This is a genomic window from Paenibacillus sp. FSL H7-0737, assembly GCF_000758545.1.
Classification (GTDB): Bacteria; Bacillota; Bacilli; order Paenibacillales; family Paenibacillaceae; genus Paenibacillus_AQ.
Window position 1 is genome coordinate 6,306,598 of record NZ_CP009279.1, and the last position, 18,044, is coordinate 6,324,641.

Below are 18,044 nucleotides of genomic sequence, written 5' to 3' on the forward strand. Positions count from 1 at the left end.
AATAACAAAAAACTCATCCGAAATCGGATGAGTTTTGTTATTTATAGAAAATTTTAGAATAATTGCTTAGTCACTTAGGACTTAGAGCCTCTTTCCGGATCAGCCTTCATACGCATTCTTAAAAAGAAATCAATCAGCGGCCGTTTAGTCTTACCGATCAAACCAGTGATTTCAGCACCGATTTGCAGGAAGAATAGCATGATACAGATAACCACGAACGTAACCCAGTTCGCTTCATAAAGAGCTGCGGATGATTGAATGACAGCTAGAATACCGAAAAATGCAGCAATACCATAAATAATGAGTACAGTCTGGCGATGGCTAAAGCCAAGCTCGCGTAAACAGTGATGCAAGTGACCTTTATCTGGTGCGAAGATTGGTTTCTTTTGCAGCTTACGGCGCACGATCGCAAAGAACGTGTCCGACAATGGTACACCGATAATAAGCAAAGGTGTAATAAACGAAACCACTGCAATCTGTTTAAATCCTAGCAAAGCAAGTAATGCCAAGCAAAAGCCTAAGAACAGCGAACCTGTATCACCCATGAAAATCTTAGCAGGATGGAAGTTAAAGAACAGGAATCCGATGATGCTACCCAGAAGCAACAAACACAGCATTGCCACCATGGTGTTTCCCATCACGAAAGCCATTGCCGCAATCGTAGCAATTGCAATTCCTGATACACCAGCCGCAAGCCCGTCCAGCCCGTCGATCAGATTAACGGCATTGGTAACACCGACAATCCAGAAAATCGTAAGCGGGATAGCAATCCAGCTCTCCAGTGAGGAATACGTATTGTTAAATGGAATATTCACAAAATCTACAGTAATACCAAAGCCGAAAACAACGATACAGGCTGCGATAATTTGGCCCAGTAGCTTCACTTTTGCTGATAATTCGAATCGGTCATCAAGTGCACCGATAAGTACAATCAGTCCGCCACCACACAGCAGCGCTTTGATGAAGTTGACCTCCCGCGGAGTGAACTCGTATGGAATAATCGGCAATACGGCAAGCAGGCCTAACACAAACGCTAGAAAAATAGCTAATCCGCCAAGGCGGGGCATAATTTTCGTGTGCACTTTACGAGCATTCGGCACATCTGTTGCACCAATCTTAATGGCGAATTTCTTCACCAAAGGTGTGAGGCCAAGTGCGAGTCCCATGCATACGATAAATCCAGCGATGTATATGATTAACATTTGATCAGTCGACCCCCATTTCTCTACCGCATTGAATTATACGCTGTTACAAAAACAAATTCCAATCCTTTATTTAGGCTATTTATCTCATTTTCTAGGTGAATATCGGCATTTTGCTAGACTTTTGTTACTTTATCTTTCTCACGCACCACTTTTAATGCGAATTTCGGCAGTGCAAGCATTCGTTTGTACCGTGTAGGTTCTTTTAGGAGACGGTACAACCATTCAATTCTCATTTTTTGGAAGGCTATTGGCGCTCTTTTGCTCTTCCCAGAGATCACGTCAAAGCTGCCGCCGACCCCCATCATGATCGGAACGCCCAGTTTGGACTTATATTTAGCAATCCAAGGTTCCTGACTATCTGCACCTCTGGCAACAAATAATAAGTCAGGATTAGCTTTAACAATTCCAGCAACAATTTCTTCATCTGCATCCGGGCCAAAATAACCGTCGTGATATCCTGCAATGATAACACCCGGATATTGCAATTGTAACCTTTCAGCGGTTTCCCGAATCACTTCAGGCGTAGAACCTAGGAGATATACCTTCCAACTATATCTTTCACCCTGCCGCATCAATTCATGTAACAGATCATAACCTGCTACCCGTTCTGATACCGGCTCATTACAATAATTAGCAGCCCATACAACGCCTGTCCCATCGGGGACAACCAATTCAGCCGATTTCATAATATCCATATAAGCTGGATCTTCCAGTGCAGCCATAACCATAATTGGATTAGCTGTAATCACTTGATGCGGGATACGTGTATGAACAGCCTCCGTCAAATAGGCAACTGTTGCTGCCATATCAACTTTCGAGACTCTAATTCCAAAAATAGGAACTGTAGGTACCGCGCTTTCTGCTTTCACTTTAGATCATCCTTTATGGTAAAAATATTCTACGATTTGCCGAGCTGGTGCCTCTGCTTCTTGAATCAACTTGGAAATGACATCTTCCCGTGCCGCTCTCCATTCCTGTCCTGTGTTCAAAAGATGAACAATCTCGGCAGCAACATGTTCAGCATCAAGTGTGTTCGTTGCTCCAACAGGATGGGTCTGAATTCTGTCCAGAAAATGATCGATCTTCGGATCATAAGAAATACCAATCAGTGGAACACGTCTTCCAGCTGCGTAGATCAAGCTATGAAGTCGCATACCAATCAGAACATCGCATTGTCCCACTTCCCGTAGCATATGCTGCGGGTGAATGGCATCCTCACAAATACTGACCTGCCCACCATGCTCGGTTATACTTCCCTTCAGCTTATCCATCAGATAACGTGAAGCCTCATTGTCCGAAGGGGTGTGAAAAGGGAGGAATCGCAAATGTAACGGAACCTCACGGTTGGCCTTAATCAAGCCTTGTGCAAGAGCCTCCAGTTCTCTGCGGTCTTGCTCCCAAAAACGTACCGATATCCCAATCACCGGAAGTGAATCAGATAACTCTGAAGATTGTGTAGCAACATCCGTGTCCTCTGGCAAAGACAAGCCCATTACCGGATCGGGAACAACTTCTACGTTCTTCTGTTCTAGCCCCATAGATAGAAGAAGCTCGCGGGATTGTTCATCCCGCACAGATATATAGGTACATTTACGAAACACGGATTTGATTAAAGGGTGAAAAAGTTTACGATTCACTGGCCCAATGCCTTGAGCATAGATAAAGGTTGGTCTACCCATCCACTGCGCAAGTTTGATAATACCTAAATAGTAAGGAATAGTCTTGCTACCTGTTACATCCTGCAGCAAGCTACCCCCACCGCTGATCAGACCAGCGCTCTCATAAATCGCTTGACGGACTTCAACAAGCTTCATCCGGTGCACGGATTTCACTCCGTATGTGGCGCTGGTCCACTCAGGATCAATGGATAACACGATAGGTTCAATGGATATACCCAAAGCTTGAGACTGTTTCTGCAGTGCATTTAGAATGGACTGCAACACCGCCTCATCTCCACTGTTACGGAAACCATAGTAACCAGAGATAACTATCTTTTTAGGAGTGGTGACCATCGCTTCCAACACCCTTCTGCAATCTGCCATACGAGTACAGCAATTACACCAATGATCAGTCCGAGACCAAGACCGAGCAATCCGCGAACCAGCGAGATTAGAACAGGTGAATGAATATGTGCAAAGGTATCCACCATGGAGAGCTGACCAATTACGGCAATGATCATGATAAACGCTGCATTCCGATATCTAAAGGCCAGGAATGCACCAAGAATTAATAACGGATGTGCGAGCAAAAACTCTTTATTACGCGGCCGGACACCAACCGTATTTTCTAGGAATGTACGGAAGGCCATTTCCAGAGGTGTTACGTTACCGCTATTTCCAGTACGGCTTAAATAATACATACCTACGACCCCAAGAACCATAGCGGCAAGAACCATAGCTAATGTGATTGGTGTACGCAGCAGCTTACCTGTCTTGTTAAAGACAAACTCTCCACGATAGAGGAGTACATAAAGCGCTACAAGGCCGATAGGTGCCATATGGAGCAGACTGACACCGCGGAACTGGTCCAGCACTAGACTGTAGGTTATGTTGTTGAGCAGTGCGATTACGAATGGCACAGCGCTCAAAGAAATTAATGAAGTTTTCAAATAAAGCACCAGACTATGCGTGAACCGACGTTTCGGGCTCATAGCCTTATAGGTAAGGGAATTGCTCCGTAGAGGAGGTCCCATTTCATTGACCTTACGAATGGCAAGTACAACCGCAAGGGTCGGTGCACTTATCGCAGCCGCTAGCGCCAGTGCCTGCTCAAACAGCTCTGGTTTCAAGACCAGCAGGCCTGCACTTCCCAATAATCCTAGCACCCACGCTGGGATCGTAAGCCAAGGAATAAAGTAAGAAATCAGCAGCGCTACTAAAGAGACTGCGCCAACTACCGCAACTAACTTGAAGTAACGCTGATAAGACGAATCTACAACCTCAAAAGCCGTAGCTTGTCCTAACTTAAACCCATTGTCTTTGATCTGCTCAACGGCACCACCAGGATCACTCAGACTCGTGACAAGGTTGTCTAGCGTATCTGTAATCTGTGCCTTAGCTGTATTCCGTGAAGGAATCGTATTTAAATAAATCATGCGGATATTGCGATCCTTTGTTGCCAGCGCGAAACGATCTGAGATCACTTTTGGATCTAAGGCAGAGTCCCCTTCGCTAAGGGAGTATAACCGTGTTACGTTATAGTCCAGCAAATAAGCAAGCTTGTTAAAGCCCTTCTGCTGCTTCTTAATATTTTCAATTGCTGCAATTCCGATTCCACGTTCCTTAAGGAGATTTGCAAAGTCAGTGATACTAGCCGTATCGGCATCATCATTAAACCCTTTAACGGACTCTCCCTCGAATAGGATTCGTTTTACACCCAATTCTTCATAACGATCTAACAGCTTCTTAACTGTCGCGTTATTATAAGTCAAAGAATCCACAAGACGCGGTACAATGGTGAACCCTTTGTCATGCAGCATCTCCAGTGTAAATGGATCCGGCTGAAGTGGCTTCAGTGTAGCATCTTCTATTGGAGTCTCAATAATAAGACCTTGTTGTCCGCGGAAACTCCATTCCTTCGAAGTAATCCCAAGATTACCGAATGCCTCTTTAATGACATGCGCCAGGGCCTGGTAGTAATCAGGATTAGTAAAAAGAACATAAGTATAGTTCTCATTCACCGGAATGATTGTATCCGTAAGATTAGCGATATCAGCCGCACCCCACATCATTAGACGACGCGCCTTCCGATAATCTTCCAGCGTGCTTTCGTAAATCGCCATACTCTGAACACCAGCATCTTTTAGACGATCTAACTGTTCGGAAATATAATCCTGCGGATTTGCACGATAGCTTGCTACTTCAACTAAATCACGGTAATCAAATACAAATTCCACTGTCTTGGAAGACTTCTCCGTCTGCAGACGGTCATAGACAACTGGCAAGGCAGCTAAAACGCCAACCACAACTATGATCCACAGCCACTTTCGGGAAGAAATATTCCAACGTTGCCATTTTTGCTGCACCAAAAGTACCTCCTCTTTCACTTCAAAACTCTTTTTACAAAAGTAGAAACGGATCGTCATCCTTTTAGAGACGGTACCCGTTTCTACGTAAAAAATATAATTTCACAATATAGAGCGCGATCTATATTCTTATTTTATTGTTCCCCGTCAACACGAGCCATAACCTGCTTGGATAGTGTAGCTACCTTATCCTTAGCATTCTGCAAGGATTCACCCACAACCGCAAAATAAACTTTAATCTTTGGCTCGGTACCTGAAGGACGCAGGCAGAACCATGAACCGTCAGCCAGCAAATACTTCAGTACATTTTCCTTCGGCAGACCATTCAAGCCTAGCGAATAATCCAGCACCTCTGTAACGGCAGATCCCGCAATTTCTTGTGGAGCATTCGTACGCCAATCATTCATGATACCTTGAATTTGCGCAACGCCATCCTTACCCTTCAGTGTACGGGACTCCAGGCTTTCCAAGAAGTATCCGAACTGCTCATACAATTCCTGAAGAACATCATATAATGTTTTGCCTTGAGCTTTGTAATAAGCACCTGCTTCAGCGATCAACATAGCAGCAAGAACGGCGTCCTTATCACGAGCATAGTTACCTGCAAGATAACCATAGCTTTCTTCATAACCGAAAAGATATGTGTAATCTCCGGATTGTTCGAATTGAGTCATTTTTTCCCCAATATATTTGAATCCCGTTAGCGTATTAAATACAGTTGCACCATAATGAGAGGCTACAGCAGCCCCCATCTCGCTCGTCACGATAGTCTTCACAACTGCACCATTGCTAGGCAACTTACCTTGTTCCTGTAAACGGCTCAAATAATAATGAATCATCAAAGCTCCAGATTGATTGCCCGACAAAACAACAAATTTACCTTCATTATCGCGAACCACTGCCCCCATACGGTCTGCATCGGGATCCGTGCCAATTAAGAGGTCTGCATTCAACTCTTCGCCCAGCTTCATAGCCAGTGTAAAGGCTTCGCGTTCTTCTGGGTTCGGTGATTTTACAGTGGAAAATTCGGAATCTGGTTGTTCTTGCTCAGGTACAACATGCACCTGTGTGAAACCTATTTTCTCAAGCACATGGCGGACTGGCAGGTTACCAGTACCATGTAGCGGGGTGTATACGATTTTGAAGTCTTTTCCAAGCGTAGAGGCGATCTCTTCACTTGCAAGACTAACCGCAGCGACAGTATCGGTAAACGCTTCGTCATCCTTCTCACCAAGCCAGTGCAGCAGACCTTGACGCTCCGCTTCTTCTTGGGAAATCCGCTTCACACCATCAAAAGTGTCAACCCCTAATATGTAAGAAATGACCTTTTCGGCTTCGTCAGGGACAAGCTGTCCACCTTCAGAATTATAAACCTTATACCCGTTATATTCAGGCGGATTATGACTTGCAGTAATAACAATACCGCCCGTTGCCTTCAAATGGCGCACGCTGAACGACAATTGGGGTGTTGAGCGCAGAGAAGTAAATAAATGAGCCTCAATGCCATTAGCAGCCAATACAAGAGCAGCCTCAAGTGTGAATTCAGGCGAGAAACGACGGGAGTCATGAGCGATAACAACAGAAGGTCTTCCCGCTCCAGTATGCGTCTCCAGAATATATTTAGCGAAACCTTGTGTAGCTCTACCTACCGTATAACGATTGATACGATTACTACCTGCACCAATTACACCGCGTAGACCACCTGTACCGAATTCCAGATCTCTATAAAATCGTTCCTCGAGCTCCTGTGGCTCGTTCTCCAGAGCGCGCAGCTCCGCCTTCGTAGACTCATCAACAGATGCGTTCTCCAGCCAGCGAGATAAGGTTTCTGCCGCTTTTGGGCTTAATTGAGTCATTTAGAATCTCTCCTTCTCCATGTATAATATATATTCGCTAATTAATATTAGCTGAGCGCAAACATAATTTCCCCAGAGGCAACAACTTTCCCCTCAACCGACGCAGTAGCTTGTCCTTTTCCAATACTGCCCTTAAGGCGAGTAATCTCCACTTCAAGAGTGAGCGTATCTCCCGGTACGACTTGACCACGGAAACGGAATCCATCGAGCCCGGCTAAAAAGCCAATCCGACCGCGATTCGCTTCTACCCCTAAAATAGCAACCGCACCAACTTGTGCAAGAGCTTCTGTAATCAGTACGCCCGGCATTACCGGATAACCTGGAAAATGACCTGCGAAGAAAGGTTCGTTGATCGTTACATTTTTAATGCCAACAGCTCGTTTACCCATTTCAATCTCAGTGATCTTGTCCACCAGCAGAAATGGAGGTCGATGGGGGATGATTTCTTGAATTTGGTTGATATCCAGCATTATTAACAAAACTCCTTTCGGATGTTACTTCATTTATTCTTCGCCGAACTGCATAAATTTAGGCAGCTTCGGTAAAAACTATATATATCCTTCACCACCTGCAGAAGTGGAGGTTGAGATAAGGGGCTTTCTCCACCGGATGCGATAGCATGGCGGAGAGGGCCCTTTTTGCTGCCCGAGGCCCCCCACCATTATACATTTATCCGTATAAAAAAGAAAACTCCCTTAAGCAAGAAGGGAGTCGTTATCATCTTAAATTATGGAGCAAAAACCAAATCATAGACATGTTTCCACGTGCTCCATTGTAGAACATCGCTAAACTCTTTTTTGCCAAGGACAACGTAACCGACAACCAGTCCGCCTCCAAGTGCAGCTATGAGAAGCAAAGGAATAAGAATCCACTGGATGAGTGTCCATTTTGATAATCCTCGCCGCTTCGGCTCTTTCTTGTCTTCTGGTTTGTCTTCCGACTTCACCTTTTTCTGACGTTCCATTCCTTCACCTCTACCCGCGCATGTTATTGGCCAGACCTAGCATCTGATCACTGGAAGAAAGCGCCCGAGCTGCGAGTTGATACGTACGTTGAATCTGCATCATTTCTGTCATTTCTGTGGTCATATCGACATTTGACTGCTCCAGCCACCCTGAGCGTACTCCAATTCCAGACGCCTCACCTGCCGCTCTTTGTACAAAAGCCTGCTGAGCTGTAACTCCATCGGCAAGCATATAGAAATTCCCGTCCACTGCCTTTAAAGCATTCTGTGTCTTAGGTTCTACAATCATTATAGTACCTGCTACCCGAACAGGTCCATTCTCTGACTGTTTCGTTAATACACGACCGGATTCATCGATAGCTGCATTCACGCCCACAGGGACCGTTAAAGGATTACCTACTGTATTCAGTACCGGATTCCCCGTATTATCTACAAGGACCATCTTCGTTGCATCGGTGGTGTCAGGCGTAAAGTGAAAGTCACCTTGTCTTGTATAAGCTGTAGTTCCATTGACCTGAACTCCAAACAGCCCATTACCCTGAAGCGCCAAGTCGGTTGGATTACCTGTTTCTTTAAGGGGACCTTCTTCCCAATTAGTCGTAATCGAAGGCACATAAGTCCCGAAACCGATATTAAAACCTAGAGGTGTAGCGCGGCCCGGCTGATCATAGTCATCCGATTGCTGCTGCACACGAGTCAGCACATCCTCAAAGGAGCCTTTCTTGCTTTTATAACCATTTGTATCCATATTAGCTAGATTATCCGCTATAATATCAAGCCGCTGCTGAAGACTGGACATGGAGACTGCTGCACTAATCGTTGAGTTGTTCATAGATCAAACCTCCTATAAGCTGTACCTGTAAAACCCATTTCATAAGCAGCACTTATACCCTGCCGATTTCAGTTACAGCCTTCTGCAAGCTGCTATCATAGTATTGGACGATCTTTTGGTTCGCTTCATACGCCCGGTATGCGGCATTCAAATCAACAGTAACCTGAGTAGGGTCAACATTGGAGCCCTCTAAATATCCTTGACGCACCTGTAAGTTATCAGTTGCATTGGAGTAACGAATGTCTGCCGCCGCTATATCATCAGCGTGAAACACACCTTTACCATCACGCACAAGCTCCTGCGGCTTTGTAACTACACTCACACCAATCTTGGTCCCTGTCGGAAGTCCTGTTACTGGATTTAGTACATTACCCTGCCCGTCCACTTTAAGGGTGTCCTGATTTCCTGTCAAGACAAGTGGCTTGCCAGTGGAATCCAGAACCTTGAAGCCTCCACTGCTCAACACTTCTCCCGTAGCCGCATTTACTGTGAAGCTTCCATTTCGGGTAAATAAGTTATTGCCCTCAGCATCCTGAACGGTAAAGAAAGCCTGTGGACGGTAAATAACCTCACCCTCAGGACTTACATATTTCCCTGAACCATCAAAGGCTATATTTTGACCCGTCACAGGGTCGGCGACTTGCAAATCTGTAGATAAAGCAAAATCCATAGACTTGCCGCTCTCCCTTAAATCACCCTGTAAATATTGGGATATTGACTGTTCTGCAAAAACTCCCGTGTTAAGGCGCCCCACAGGCGTGGTATTGCCATTAATCATAGCCGAGATCAAGACATCCGGGAAAGCATGATTAACACTGTCAACCTGCTTATATCCCGTTGTATTTAAGTTAGCGATGTTCTGTGTTGCCGTATCGTGTCTACGTTGCTGCGCAACCATACCTGCCGCGGCCGTATATAAACCTCTTATCATGAAGGTAGTCTCCTCCCGAATCTAATGCTACCTTTTATATCGGCTGCTTAGAACTTTTTCTTAACGACCTTGTCCAAATTGTCCAGCATAATTCCTGTTCCTTTTACCACACAGTGCATAGGGTCTTCCGCTACCCAAACAGGTACATGTAATTCTTCTGAGAGTAGCTCGTCCAATCCGTTAAGTAAAGCACCTCCACCAGTAAGAACCACACCCCGGTCAATGATGTCCGCAGACAATTCTGGTGGTGTACGCTCCAGTACCGATTTAGCTGCAGCCACAATGGAAGAAACCGGATCCCATAATGCTTCCTTTACCTCAGCCGCCGTAATAGTGAGCGTTTGGGGAAGTCCGCTTACCATGTCCCGGCCACGAATATCCATTTCGGACTTCATCAAACCAGGTCGAACCGTACCAATAGTAACCTTAATATCCTCTGCTGTCCGTTCACCGATCAACAATTTATACTTTTGTTTAATATATCTTAAAATGGCCTCATCGAACTTGTCTCCAGCGACTTTAATCGAAGAAGCGGTAACGACGTCGCCCATAGAAAGTACGGCTACATCCGTCGTTCCGCCACCGATATCGACGACCATGTTTCCACTTGGCTGATAAATGTCCATTCCCGCTCCAATCGCAGCGGCCTTTGGCTCTTCTTCCATAAAAACTTCCTTAGCCCCGCTGCGTTCTGCCGCTTCCCGAATGGACTTTTGTTCCACAGATGTAATATTTGTAGGGGCGCATATCAGAATGCGAGGCCGTGAATACCAGGTACGACCGCCAACACGGTCTATAAAATACTTCAGCATCATTTCCGTGACTTCAAAATCTGCAATGACACCATCCCGTAAAGGACGGATAGTTGTTATATTTCCGGGTGTACGTCCAACCATGCGACGCGCCTGTTCTCCCACCGCAAGGACTCTCTTCGTATCACTTTCAAGTGTGACCACGGAAGGTTCATCCAGAACGACTCCCCTTCCCTTAACATGTATGAGCACATTGGCCGTGCCGAGGTCGATTCCGATATCCTTGCTAAACATAATGAAAGAGCCCCCAAAGTGTTATTTTAATTGAAAAAACAGCAGTTAGTACTAAATTTAAAAATAACATACTTTAGGGGAACTACACAATGTTTTAAAGCTGAATATTTCCTTAAATTTCCGAAAATCTTATGGCTTTGATGCTACAGCAACCTCACGTTTTTTCCCCGTCGTTTTTTTATATTTAATTTTTGTGGCTTCTCCCCCCCGAAGATGTCGGATGGATTTGTGATATTCAAGAATGTGCTTCACCTGATCGGCCAGATCAGGGTTGATCTCTGGCAGACGCTCCGTCAAGTCTTTGTGCACCGTGCTTTTTGAAACGCCAAATTCCTTGGCTATGGTCCGGACCGTATGCCTGGTTTCCACGATGCAGCGTCCGATTTTGATCGTACGTTCCTTGATGTAATCGTGCACGCTCCCGCCTCCCAACTGTGGATAGTTTGGTACATTATATGAGGGGCGGGCTTATATATTCGCGCTTTCAAGACATGACAAGCCTGTGAAGGCTCATTTTATTTAATGGACAACCCAAGAAGCCTTGTTATTAGCAAGACGAAAGCGTCGTTGGTTCATCAAAGACAATAACCGTTTCTCATAGAAAAATAAGGCTCTTTATAAGCATGCTGCTTACGAAGAGCCTTTTTCACAAAAAAACAGGGGGCGTTAGCCCCCTGCAGTAGATATTCTTATCGCCCTGGCAGTAACTCTGATGGATTAACTACTTTGCCGTCCTTATACACTTCAAAGTGTACATGATTGCCAAGGTCCTTCTCGATTTCACTGCGACCTGCGGTTGCAAGCGTATCTCCTTGCTTCACAACATCGCCTTGTTTCACTTTCGTTTCGCCAAGACTTTGGTAGACGGTCTTCATATTACCTTGATGGGTAATCTCAATGACCTTACCTAACACTGCAACATCGTCCACTCTAGTAACTTCACCGCTAAGCGCTGCTTTGACATCGAACGTATTGTTGTCTTCACGGGCAAGATCGATACCGACATTAGGAATAAATTTGTCGTTATACTGCACCATTGCGGCAACGTGATTGTCCTCTGTACCATTCTCATCATAATACGGTTTGACCACTTCTACTTCACCTGGATTGGCTACTGGCCAAACCAAGCTTTCCGCTGAAGCAAGAACTTCAAGGGCATCTGGATTACTGTTTGCAGTACCAGCTTCGTTAGTCGAAGCTCCTACTTGCTGTGATGTGGCGGCGGTGTCCAGCGGTTTTTGGCCGGCATCCTGATAGACCCACACCAAAGTTAGTATAATTGCCGCTGCCGCCGTGTAGACTGCTGGGAACACCCAACGTTTAGATAACATCTTGCTCCATGAAGAAGGTTTAGCACCTGAATCTCCCTGTGATTTTTTGAGAGATTCATCATGGTTTGTTTTGTTTTTGTCTTGTTCATTCATATGGTTATCACCTCAGTAACCAGTGTTACCGGGCTTCTATCTTTTATACGTATCTTTCAAGTTATTTTTTCAGAAGAGTTGAGATTTGCGTAAAAGAGATACCACTGTAATAGTGTTTGAGAATTTGAGTAGCCGTTCCGCCTTCCTTCGCCATCCCATTAGCTCCCCACTGACTCATTCCCACACCATGCCCATTTCCGAAGGTAGTTATATAGATTTTATTCCCTTTTCGCCCCCAACTGAATTGGCTGGAACGTAACCCTAGCTTTTCTCGCACTTCTCTTCCAGTAAAAACAGTACCTCCAATAGAGATTTCCTTAACCCGATGTCCGGTGGTGAGAGACAACACTTCTACCGGCAATTCAGAGGAAGTAGAGATATTTTTTGTCATGCCTGATTGGGTAGTATTTTTTGAAGCAGGGATTACTCTGTCGTTTAGCCCAAGTCTAGTAAGTATTTCCGAGATGGTGAATGTAGATGTCACCGCATAGTTTGGGGTGATCTCTTTCTCCCAAGGACTAGTTACACTGCGCAGATAGGGAATCGCTGCATTCCAGTATTCTTCCGAGTTCTCGGTATATCCTCCACTGGAGGCGAAAAAGGAGGCCGTAATCGGCTGTCCTTTATAGGTCATAATGATACCGCGCGTCTCAAGGACCGCGCGCTGAAGCTTTGCAAGGTCGGCGCTTCTTCCGCCGAGCTTCCACTTCCGTTCCAGCGTGTCCTTAGATACGTAAGCCTGATGGCTTACCGTATCTGTTACATCCGCTCCCGGAACGGGGACGCCGCTTCTGTCGCCAGCCAGCAGGCGGCGAAGAATAAAGGTGCGGGCCGCTACGGCCTGCGCTTTGAGCGCTTCAAGCTCAAAGCTGGCCGGCATCTCGGCCGCAAGCACGCCGCTGACGTATTCCTCCAGCGGCAACGTCTCTATTTGTCCGCTACGCGACAAATAGACGGAGACCTTCGGCTGCGGCGCTTCCTGCGCAGCCGCCTCCGGCCCCGCTGGTGCGGCTGGTGAGGCCGTTACCGTCGGCAAGGCCGGAGGCGCCGGTTGTCCCCGGTGCAGCGGGACAACCGCCAGTGGAATCAGCAGCCCCGCCAGGATAGGCGCTGCGAGCCAGGCGGCGGGACCGAGGCGCCTGAGCCGGGGAGCAAGGGGACGCGAGTGCCAGCGCGTTGACTTATTACGTCGCAAGTAGCGGAAATCTTTCATCTCTATGGCTCCTTCCGTGAGTCACTGTTGATTCTTATAGATATGAATTTACAGCAACTACTAGAACAATATTTGAGAGAAAGAGACTAGCTTTCTCGTATCTATCACTATGCCCCGCGTTAAAAAAATTACAAACGAAAAAAATCCTCATTAGATGAGAATTCAGATTTACTTTCTAATAATACAAGCAAAAACGCCTACGGTGTCCCTATAAGGACGGTAGGCGTTTTTGCGAGAAATATAAGGATAATTTATAGCGTAGAACATATAAACTCTTATAATTAAAAAAAAGAACAGGCTGCATCACTGCAGCCTGTTCTCACCTAATGACTGATATTATACCCAAGTTGCTTGAACCTGAAAGCGAGGTTTAACCTCATCGCTTTTGCTTGATTCGCTCTTGGCTACTTCTGGTTTAAGAGTTTCGTCCTTCACCGTTTGCGCGGCTGTGTCTTCCATGGAGATACGCCATATTTCCGCACCTAGTCCAGACAGCTTCTCAGCCAAATGTACATATCCACGGTCGATATGATGAGTTCCGCTTACCTCAGTAGTGCCTTCAGCAACAAGACCTGCCAAAATAAGCGCAGCTCCCGCACGTAAATCCGTAGCACAAACCTTGGCTCCGACCAATTGCGCATTACCTGTAACGATTGCTGAGCGACCTTCGATCTTAATCTCAGCATTCATGTTGTGGAATTCATCCACATGCATGAACCGGTTCTCGAATACAGTTTCTGTAACGACACTAGTTCCTTCAGAGCGCAGCAATAATGCCATCATTTGTGACTGCATATCCGTTGGAAAGCCTGGATACGGCAAAGTCTTCAAATCAACAGCTTTAAGAGGTTTGTCACTAATTACACGAACCCCATTCTCATCAGGAATAATGGTCACACCCATCTCTTCCATCTTAGCAATAACAGGTCCCAAGTGATCAGCGATTGCGCCTTCCACATATACGTCCCCACCTGTGATTGCTGCCGCAGCCATATAGGTACCGGCTTCAATACGGTCAGGAATCACATGATGTTTAACGCCATGCAGACGTTCTACGCCTTCAATACGGATAACACCTGTACCCGCACCGCGAACGATTCCGCCCATACCATTCAAATAATTGGCCAGGTCGACAATTTCAGGCTCCTTAGCCGCATTCTCAATCACGGTCACGCCTTCGGCGAGTGCCGCTGCCATCATTATATTTTCGGTCGCACCCACGCTAGCTACATCCAAATACACTTTGGCTCCGCGCAGGCGACCGTTACTTTTCGCTTCAATGTAGCCCTGGCCGAGACTAATCTCTGCACCAAGCGCTTCAAATCCTTTCAAATGCTGATCAATCGGTCGTGTGCCAATGGCGCAGCCACCAGGCAAAGAAATTCTTGTATGACCAAGCCGTGATAACAGAGGACCCATGACTAAAAAAGATGCCCGCATTTTCCGTACCCATTCATAAGGTGCTTCACAGGAAGTGATGTTTGTAGCATCCACCTGGATAATATCGTTTTGATATGTAACCCCTGCACCCAGAGATTCCAACATTTTTGAAATCGTCATTACATCATCAAGCGGAGGTGCGTCCACAATGACGCTTACTCCTTCTTCTGCCAATAGAGAGGCGGCTATGATCGGTAATACGGAATTTTTTGCGCCGCTAACTTTCACGCTCCCGGTCAATCTGTTGCCACCGCGGACGATAAATTTGCTCATTTTCGGTTTCCCTCCGCGTCCATTATTTCTTAAATTATTTTTTTAGATTAAAAGTAATTGCAAAAAAATTCGCATACTCCATCAATACGCCCATTCAGCCGGGCATGTTCCTTAAAGTTCAGTGTTGACATAATAAAACCTTATTATTCGACACTTTTTGACCATTGCGACCTATGACACTTATAACCAAACTACATATTCCTAAAACATATAGCGGATCATCCCACTCCAGCTAAGGTAATCCAAAAAGAATCCTGCAACTAAACGACCAAGTACAATAGCCAAAAGCAAGTGCAGCAGCCTTCCTTGAGGACTCTTGGGATATCTTATGACCAAATCCAGCTTAAGGTTCTGCAATGCCCACCAAGATAATACAACACTGAGCAAAGAAACAATCATTGAGATCATGCTGCTGGTTCCAGCGGCACTAGACCATCCATTGGACAATATATCCCCCATGCTAACCCTCCGTGTTCGTATTACTCGGAAATCGACTCTTATATCATACTTGCGCAGGGCAAAAGAATCCAGTACTTTTACAAATTTTTAAACAATTCAATGCCAATATCCAAAAAAATGAAGAAATCTTAACCTTTACTACATAGATTACTATAACAAAAAAAGCAGTCAAGCTTAGAGCTTGACCGCTTATATCCTACTGTTGTCCTTTACCAGTGGACACTTTAATCCGTGTAACAGCGCGTTGCAGCGCCAACTCCGCACGGCGGTGATCGATATCATCTTGTTTGCTACGAGTCTGGAGACGGCGCTGAGCGCGTTCTCTAGCAGCCTCGGCGCGTTCAACATCAATATCCGTTGGCAGCTCAGCACTTTCGGCCAGCACTGTTACTTTGTCCTTATGCACTTCAACGAAACCGCCATGAACGGCGATGGAGATCGTAACACCGTCCGATTTGACGGATAACGGAGCAACCTGAAGTGGAGTCACAAGCGGAATGTGTCCCGGCAAAATACCCAACTCGCCTTCGACTCCCCGTACTGTCAAGCTATTCACTTGTTTAGAATAGACGAGATGCTCCGGCGTGACAATTTCCAACAAAAAGGTATTCACTTCCATTCCTCCTTAAAGCTTTACGAAGTAAAGCTCTCATCGAAAGCATACACTTAGCTTTACGAAGTAAAGCCCGCTTCGAAAGCATTCACTAAGCTCAGTGTTACATCGATTTCGCTTTTTCAACCGCTTCTTCGATTGTACCCACAAAAAGGAACGCTGCTTCTGGAAGATCATCATGCTTACCATCCAGGATTTCCTTAAAGCTACGTACAGTTTCTTTGATTGGCACGTATTTACCCTTGAAGCCGGTAAACTGTTCTGCTACGTGGAAAGGCTGTGACAGGAACCGCTCAACTTTACGAGCACGAGCTACGATAACCTTATCATCCTCACTCAATTCATCCATACCCAAGATGGCAATGATGTCTTGAAGTTCGGTATAACGTTGCAGCAATTGTTTAACACCTTGTGCCACATTGTAATGCTCTTCACCAACAATTTCCGGAGCTAGCAGACGCGAGCTGGAAGCCAGTGGATCAACCGCTGGAAAAATCCCCTTCTCGGAAATCTTACGCTCAAGGTTAGTTGTTGCATCCAAGTGAGCAAACGCCGTTGCCGGAGCAGGGTCAGTGTAGTCATCCGCTGGTACGTAGATTGCTTGAATGGACGTAACGGAGCCTTTCTTGGTAGAAGTGATACGCTCTTGCAACTGACCCATTTCAGTAGCCAGGGTTGGTTGGTAACCTACCGCGGACGGCATACGTCCGAGAAGAGCGGATACTTCGGAACCCGCTTGGGTAAAGCGGAATATATTATCGATAAAGAGCAGCGTATCGCGACCTTCTACATCACGGAAATATTCCGCCATAGTAAGACCGGTCAAAGCTACGCGCAGACGCGCGCCTGGGGGCTCATTCATTTGTCCGAACACCATTGCTGTTTTCTTAATAACGCCGGAGTCCGTCATTTCGTGATAAAGGTCATTACCTTCACGAGTACGTTCACCCACACCCGCGAATACGGAAATACCGCCGTGTTCTTGGGCAATGTTATTAATCAATTCTTGAATCGTTACTGTTTTACCTACACCGGCACCGCCGAACAGACCAACTTTACCGCCTTTAGCGTAAGGTGCAAGCAAGTCGATAACTTTAATACCCGTTTCCAAAATTTCGGCTTGTGTCGACAATTCATCAAATGTCGGAGCCAAACGGTGAATCGGGTTCTTTATTTCAGCAACAACTTCACCAGCGTTATCAATTGGATTTCCAAGTACGTTAAATACCCGGCCTAATGTCGCTTCCCCTACAGGAACCGAAATAGGACCACCTTGGTCAATCGCATCCAGTCCGCGAACCAGACCATCTGTAGAAGACATCGCGATACAACGTACCAAATTGTCTCCCAAGTGATTGGAAACCTCAAGTGTTAGGTTAATCTGGCGACCATTGTCCAAGACGGTTTCAATTTTGATAGCGTTGAATATCTCGGGCAATTGGCCGCGTTCAAATTCAATATCGACAACCGGACCCATAATGCTTACAACGCGTCCTTTGTTCATCTTCATTTCCCTCCTCGAAAGCTGTTACATCAAGAAGAAACGACGCTGTCGTCTTATAAAGATGACAACCGTTTCTCGTAGAAATATAAGCATTTTGTATAGTGTAAAACCTATACTTTCTTATATTTTAAGAAGAACTGCAGTGCCGTTCTTAAGGAGCCATACTCCAGAAGCGGGCGATACTATGTATCGCTCCATGCGGCACTGTTTCTCGTAAAATACAAGGCAAGTCAAGCACGCTGCTTAACTGTTCTTGTATT

Annotated in this window: 17 protein-coding genes; all 17 read right to left on the reverse strand. The window is 45.8% G+C overall.

Translation table 11 applies throughout. The features are described 5' to 3' along the window. Positions 1-74 precede the first annotated feature (74 nt). Positions 75-1,202: a glycosyltransferase family 4 protein gene (locus H70737_RS27575; RefSeq protein WP_042131352.1), complete on the reverse strand. Its 1,128-nt coding sequence runs from the start codon at positions 1,200-1,202 to the stop codon at positions 75-77. 116 nt (positions 1,203-1,318) lie between these two features. Then, complete coding sequence (locus H70737_RS27580) at positions 1,319-2,074, reverse strand: WecB/TagA/CpsF family glycosyltransferase (protein ID WP_042192439.1); 756 nt, start codon at positions 2,072-2,074, stop codon at positions 1,319-1,321. 6 nt (positions 2,075-2,080) lie between these two features. Then, entirely contained in the window at positions 2,081-3,217 is a 1,137-nt protein-coding gene (csaB, locus tag H70737_RS27585; RefSeq protein ID WP_042192441.1) for a polysaccharide pyruvyl transferase CsaB, read from the reverse strand. Then, entirely contained in the window at positions 3,193-5,229 is a 2,037-nt protein-coding gene (locus H70737_RS27590) for a DUF5693 family protein (protein WP_042192443.1), read from the reverse strand. The genes csaB and H70737_RS27590 overlap by 25 nt, the downstream gene beginning before the upstream one ends. Before the next feature lie 134 nt (positions 5,230-5,363). Beyond that, positions 5,364-7,085 (reverse strand): phospho-sugar mutase, encoded by a 1,722-nt coding sequence (locus tag H70737_RS27595; protein WP_042192445.1) that lies wholly within the window; start codon positions 7,083-7,085, stop codon positions 5,364-5,366. Positions 7,086-7,132: 47 nt separating this feature from the next. Continuing rightward, positions 7,133-7,555, reverse strand: coding sequence for a 3-hydroxyacyl-ACP dehydratase FabZ (gene fabZ, locus H70737_RS27600; protein WP_042192447.1), 423 nt, complete (start codon positions 7,553-7,555; stop codon positions 7,133-7,135). A 257-nt stretch (positions 7,556-7,812) separates the two neighbouring features. Continuing rightward, complete coding sequence (locus tag H70737_RS27605) at positions 7,813-8,049, reverse strand: DNA-directed RNA polymerase subunit beta (RefSeq protein WP_042192450.1); 237 nt, start codon at positions 8,047-8,049, stop codon at positions 7,813-7,815. 10 nt (positions 8,050-8,059) lie between these two features. Beyond that, a complete protein-coding gene (locus tag H70737_RS27610) occupies positions 8,060-8,881 on the reverse strand; it encodes a flagellar hook-basal body protein (RefSeq protein ID WP_042192452.1) in 822 nt (273 codons plus the stop codon). Between the two features lie 52 nt (positions 8,882-8,933). Next, positions 8,934-9,812 carry a flagellar hook-basal body protein gene (locus tag H70737_RS27615; protein ID WP_042192454.1) on the reverse strand — a complete coding sequence of 293 codons (879 nt, stop codon included), beginning with the start codon at positions 9,810-9,812 and terminating at the stop codon, positions 8,934-8,936. Between the two features lie 47 nt (positions 9,813-9,859). Then, on the reverse strand, positions 9,860-10,858 hold the full coding sequence (locus H70737_RS27620; protein ID WP_042192456.1) for a rod shape-determining protein: 999 nt from the start codon (positions 10,856-10,858) through the stop codon (positions 9,860-9,862). A 129-nt stretch (positions 10,859-10,987) separates the two neighbouring features. Then, positions 10,988-11,275, reverse strand: a complete 288-nt coding sequence (gene spoIIID / locus H70737_RS27625) for a sporulation transcriptional regulator SpoIIID (protein WP_019915029.1) — start codon at positions 11,273-11,275, stop codon at positions 10,988-10,990. A 272-nt stretch (positions 11,276-11,547) separates the two neighbouring features. Continuing rightward, complete coding sequence (locus H70737_RS27630; protein WP_042192459.1) at positions 11,548-12,282, reverse strand: M23 family metallopeptidase; 735 nt, start codon at positions 12,280-12,282, stop codon at positions 11,548-11,550. A gap of 61 nt (positions 12,283-12,343) precedes the next feature. Beyond that, positions 12,344-13,495, reverse strand: a complete 1,152-nt coding sequence (spoIID, locus tag H70737_RS27635) for a stage II sporulation protein D (RefSeq protein WP_042192461.1) — start codon at positions 13,493-13,495, stop codon at positions 12,344-12,346. Positions 13,496-13,831: 336 nt separating this feature from the next. Continuing rightward, positions 13,832-15,208: a UDP-N-acetylglucosamine 1-carboxyvinyltransferase gene (murA, locus tag H70737_RS27640; RefSeq protein WP_042192464.1), complete on the reverse strand. Its 1,377-nt coding sequence runs from the start codon at positions 15,206-15,208 to the stop codon at positions 13,832-13,834. Between the two features lie 201 nt (positions 15,209-15,409). Further along, entirely contained in the window at positions 15,410-15,667 is a 258-nt protein-coding gene (locus H70737_RS27645; protein ID WP_042131364.1) for a DUF1146 family protein, read from the reverse strand. Between the two features lie 196 nt (positions 15,668-15,863). Continuing rightward, the gene (locus tag H70737_RS27650; protein WP_042131365.1) at positions 15,864-16,280 is read right to left on the reverse strand and encodes a F0F1 ATP synthase subunit epsilon; all 417 of its coding nucleotides are present in this window, start codon (positions 16,278-16,280) and stop codon (positions 15,864-15,866) included. 103 nt (positions 16,281-16,383) lie between these two features. Further along, on the reverse strand, positions 16,384-17,784 hold the full coding sequence (gene atpD, locus H70737_RS27655) for a F0F1 ATP synthase subunit beta (RefSeq protein ID WP_042192466.1): 1,401 nt from the start codon (positions 17,782-17,784) through the stop codon (positions 16,384-16,386). Positions 17,785-18,044: the final 260 nt, after the last annotated feature.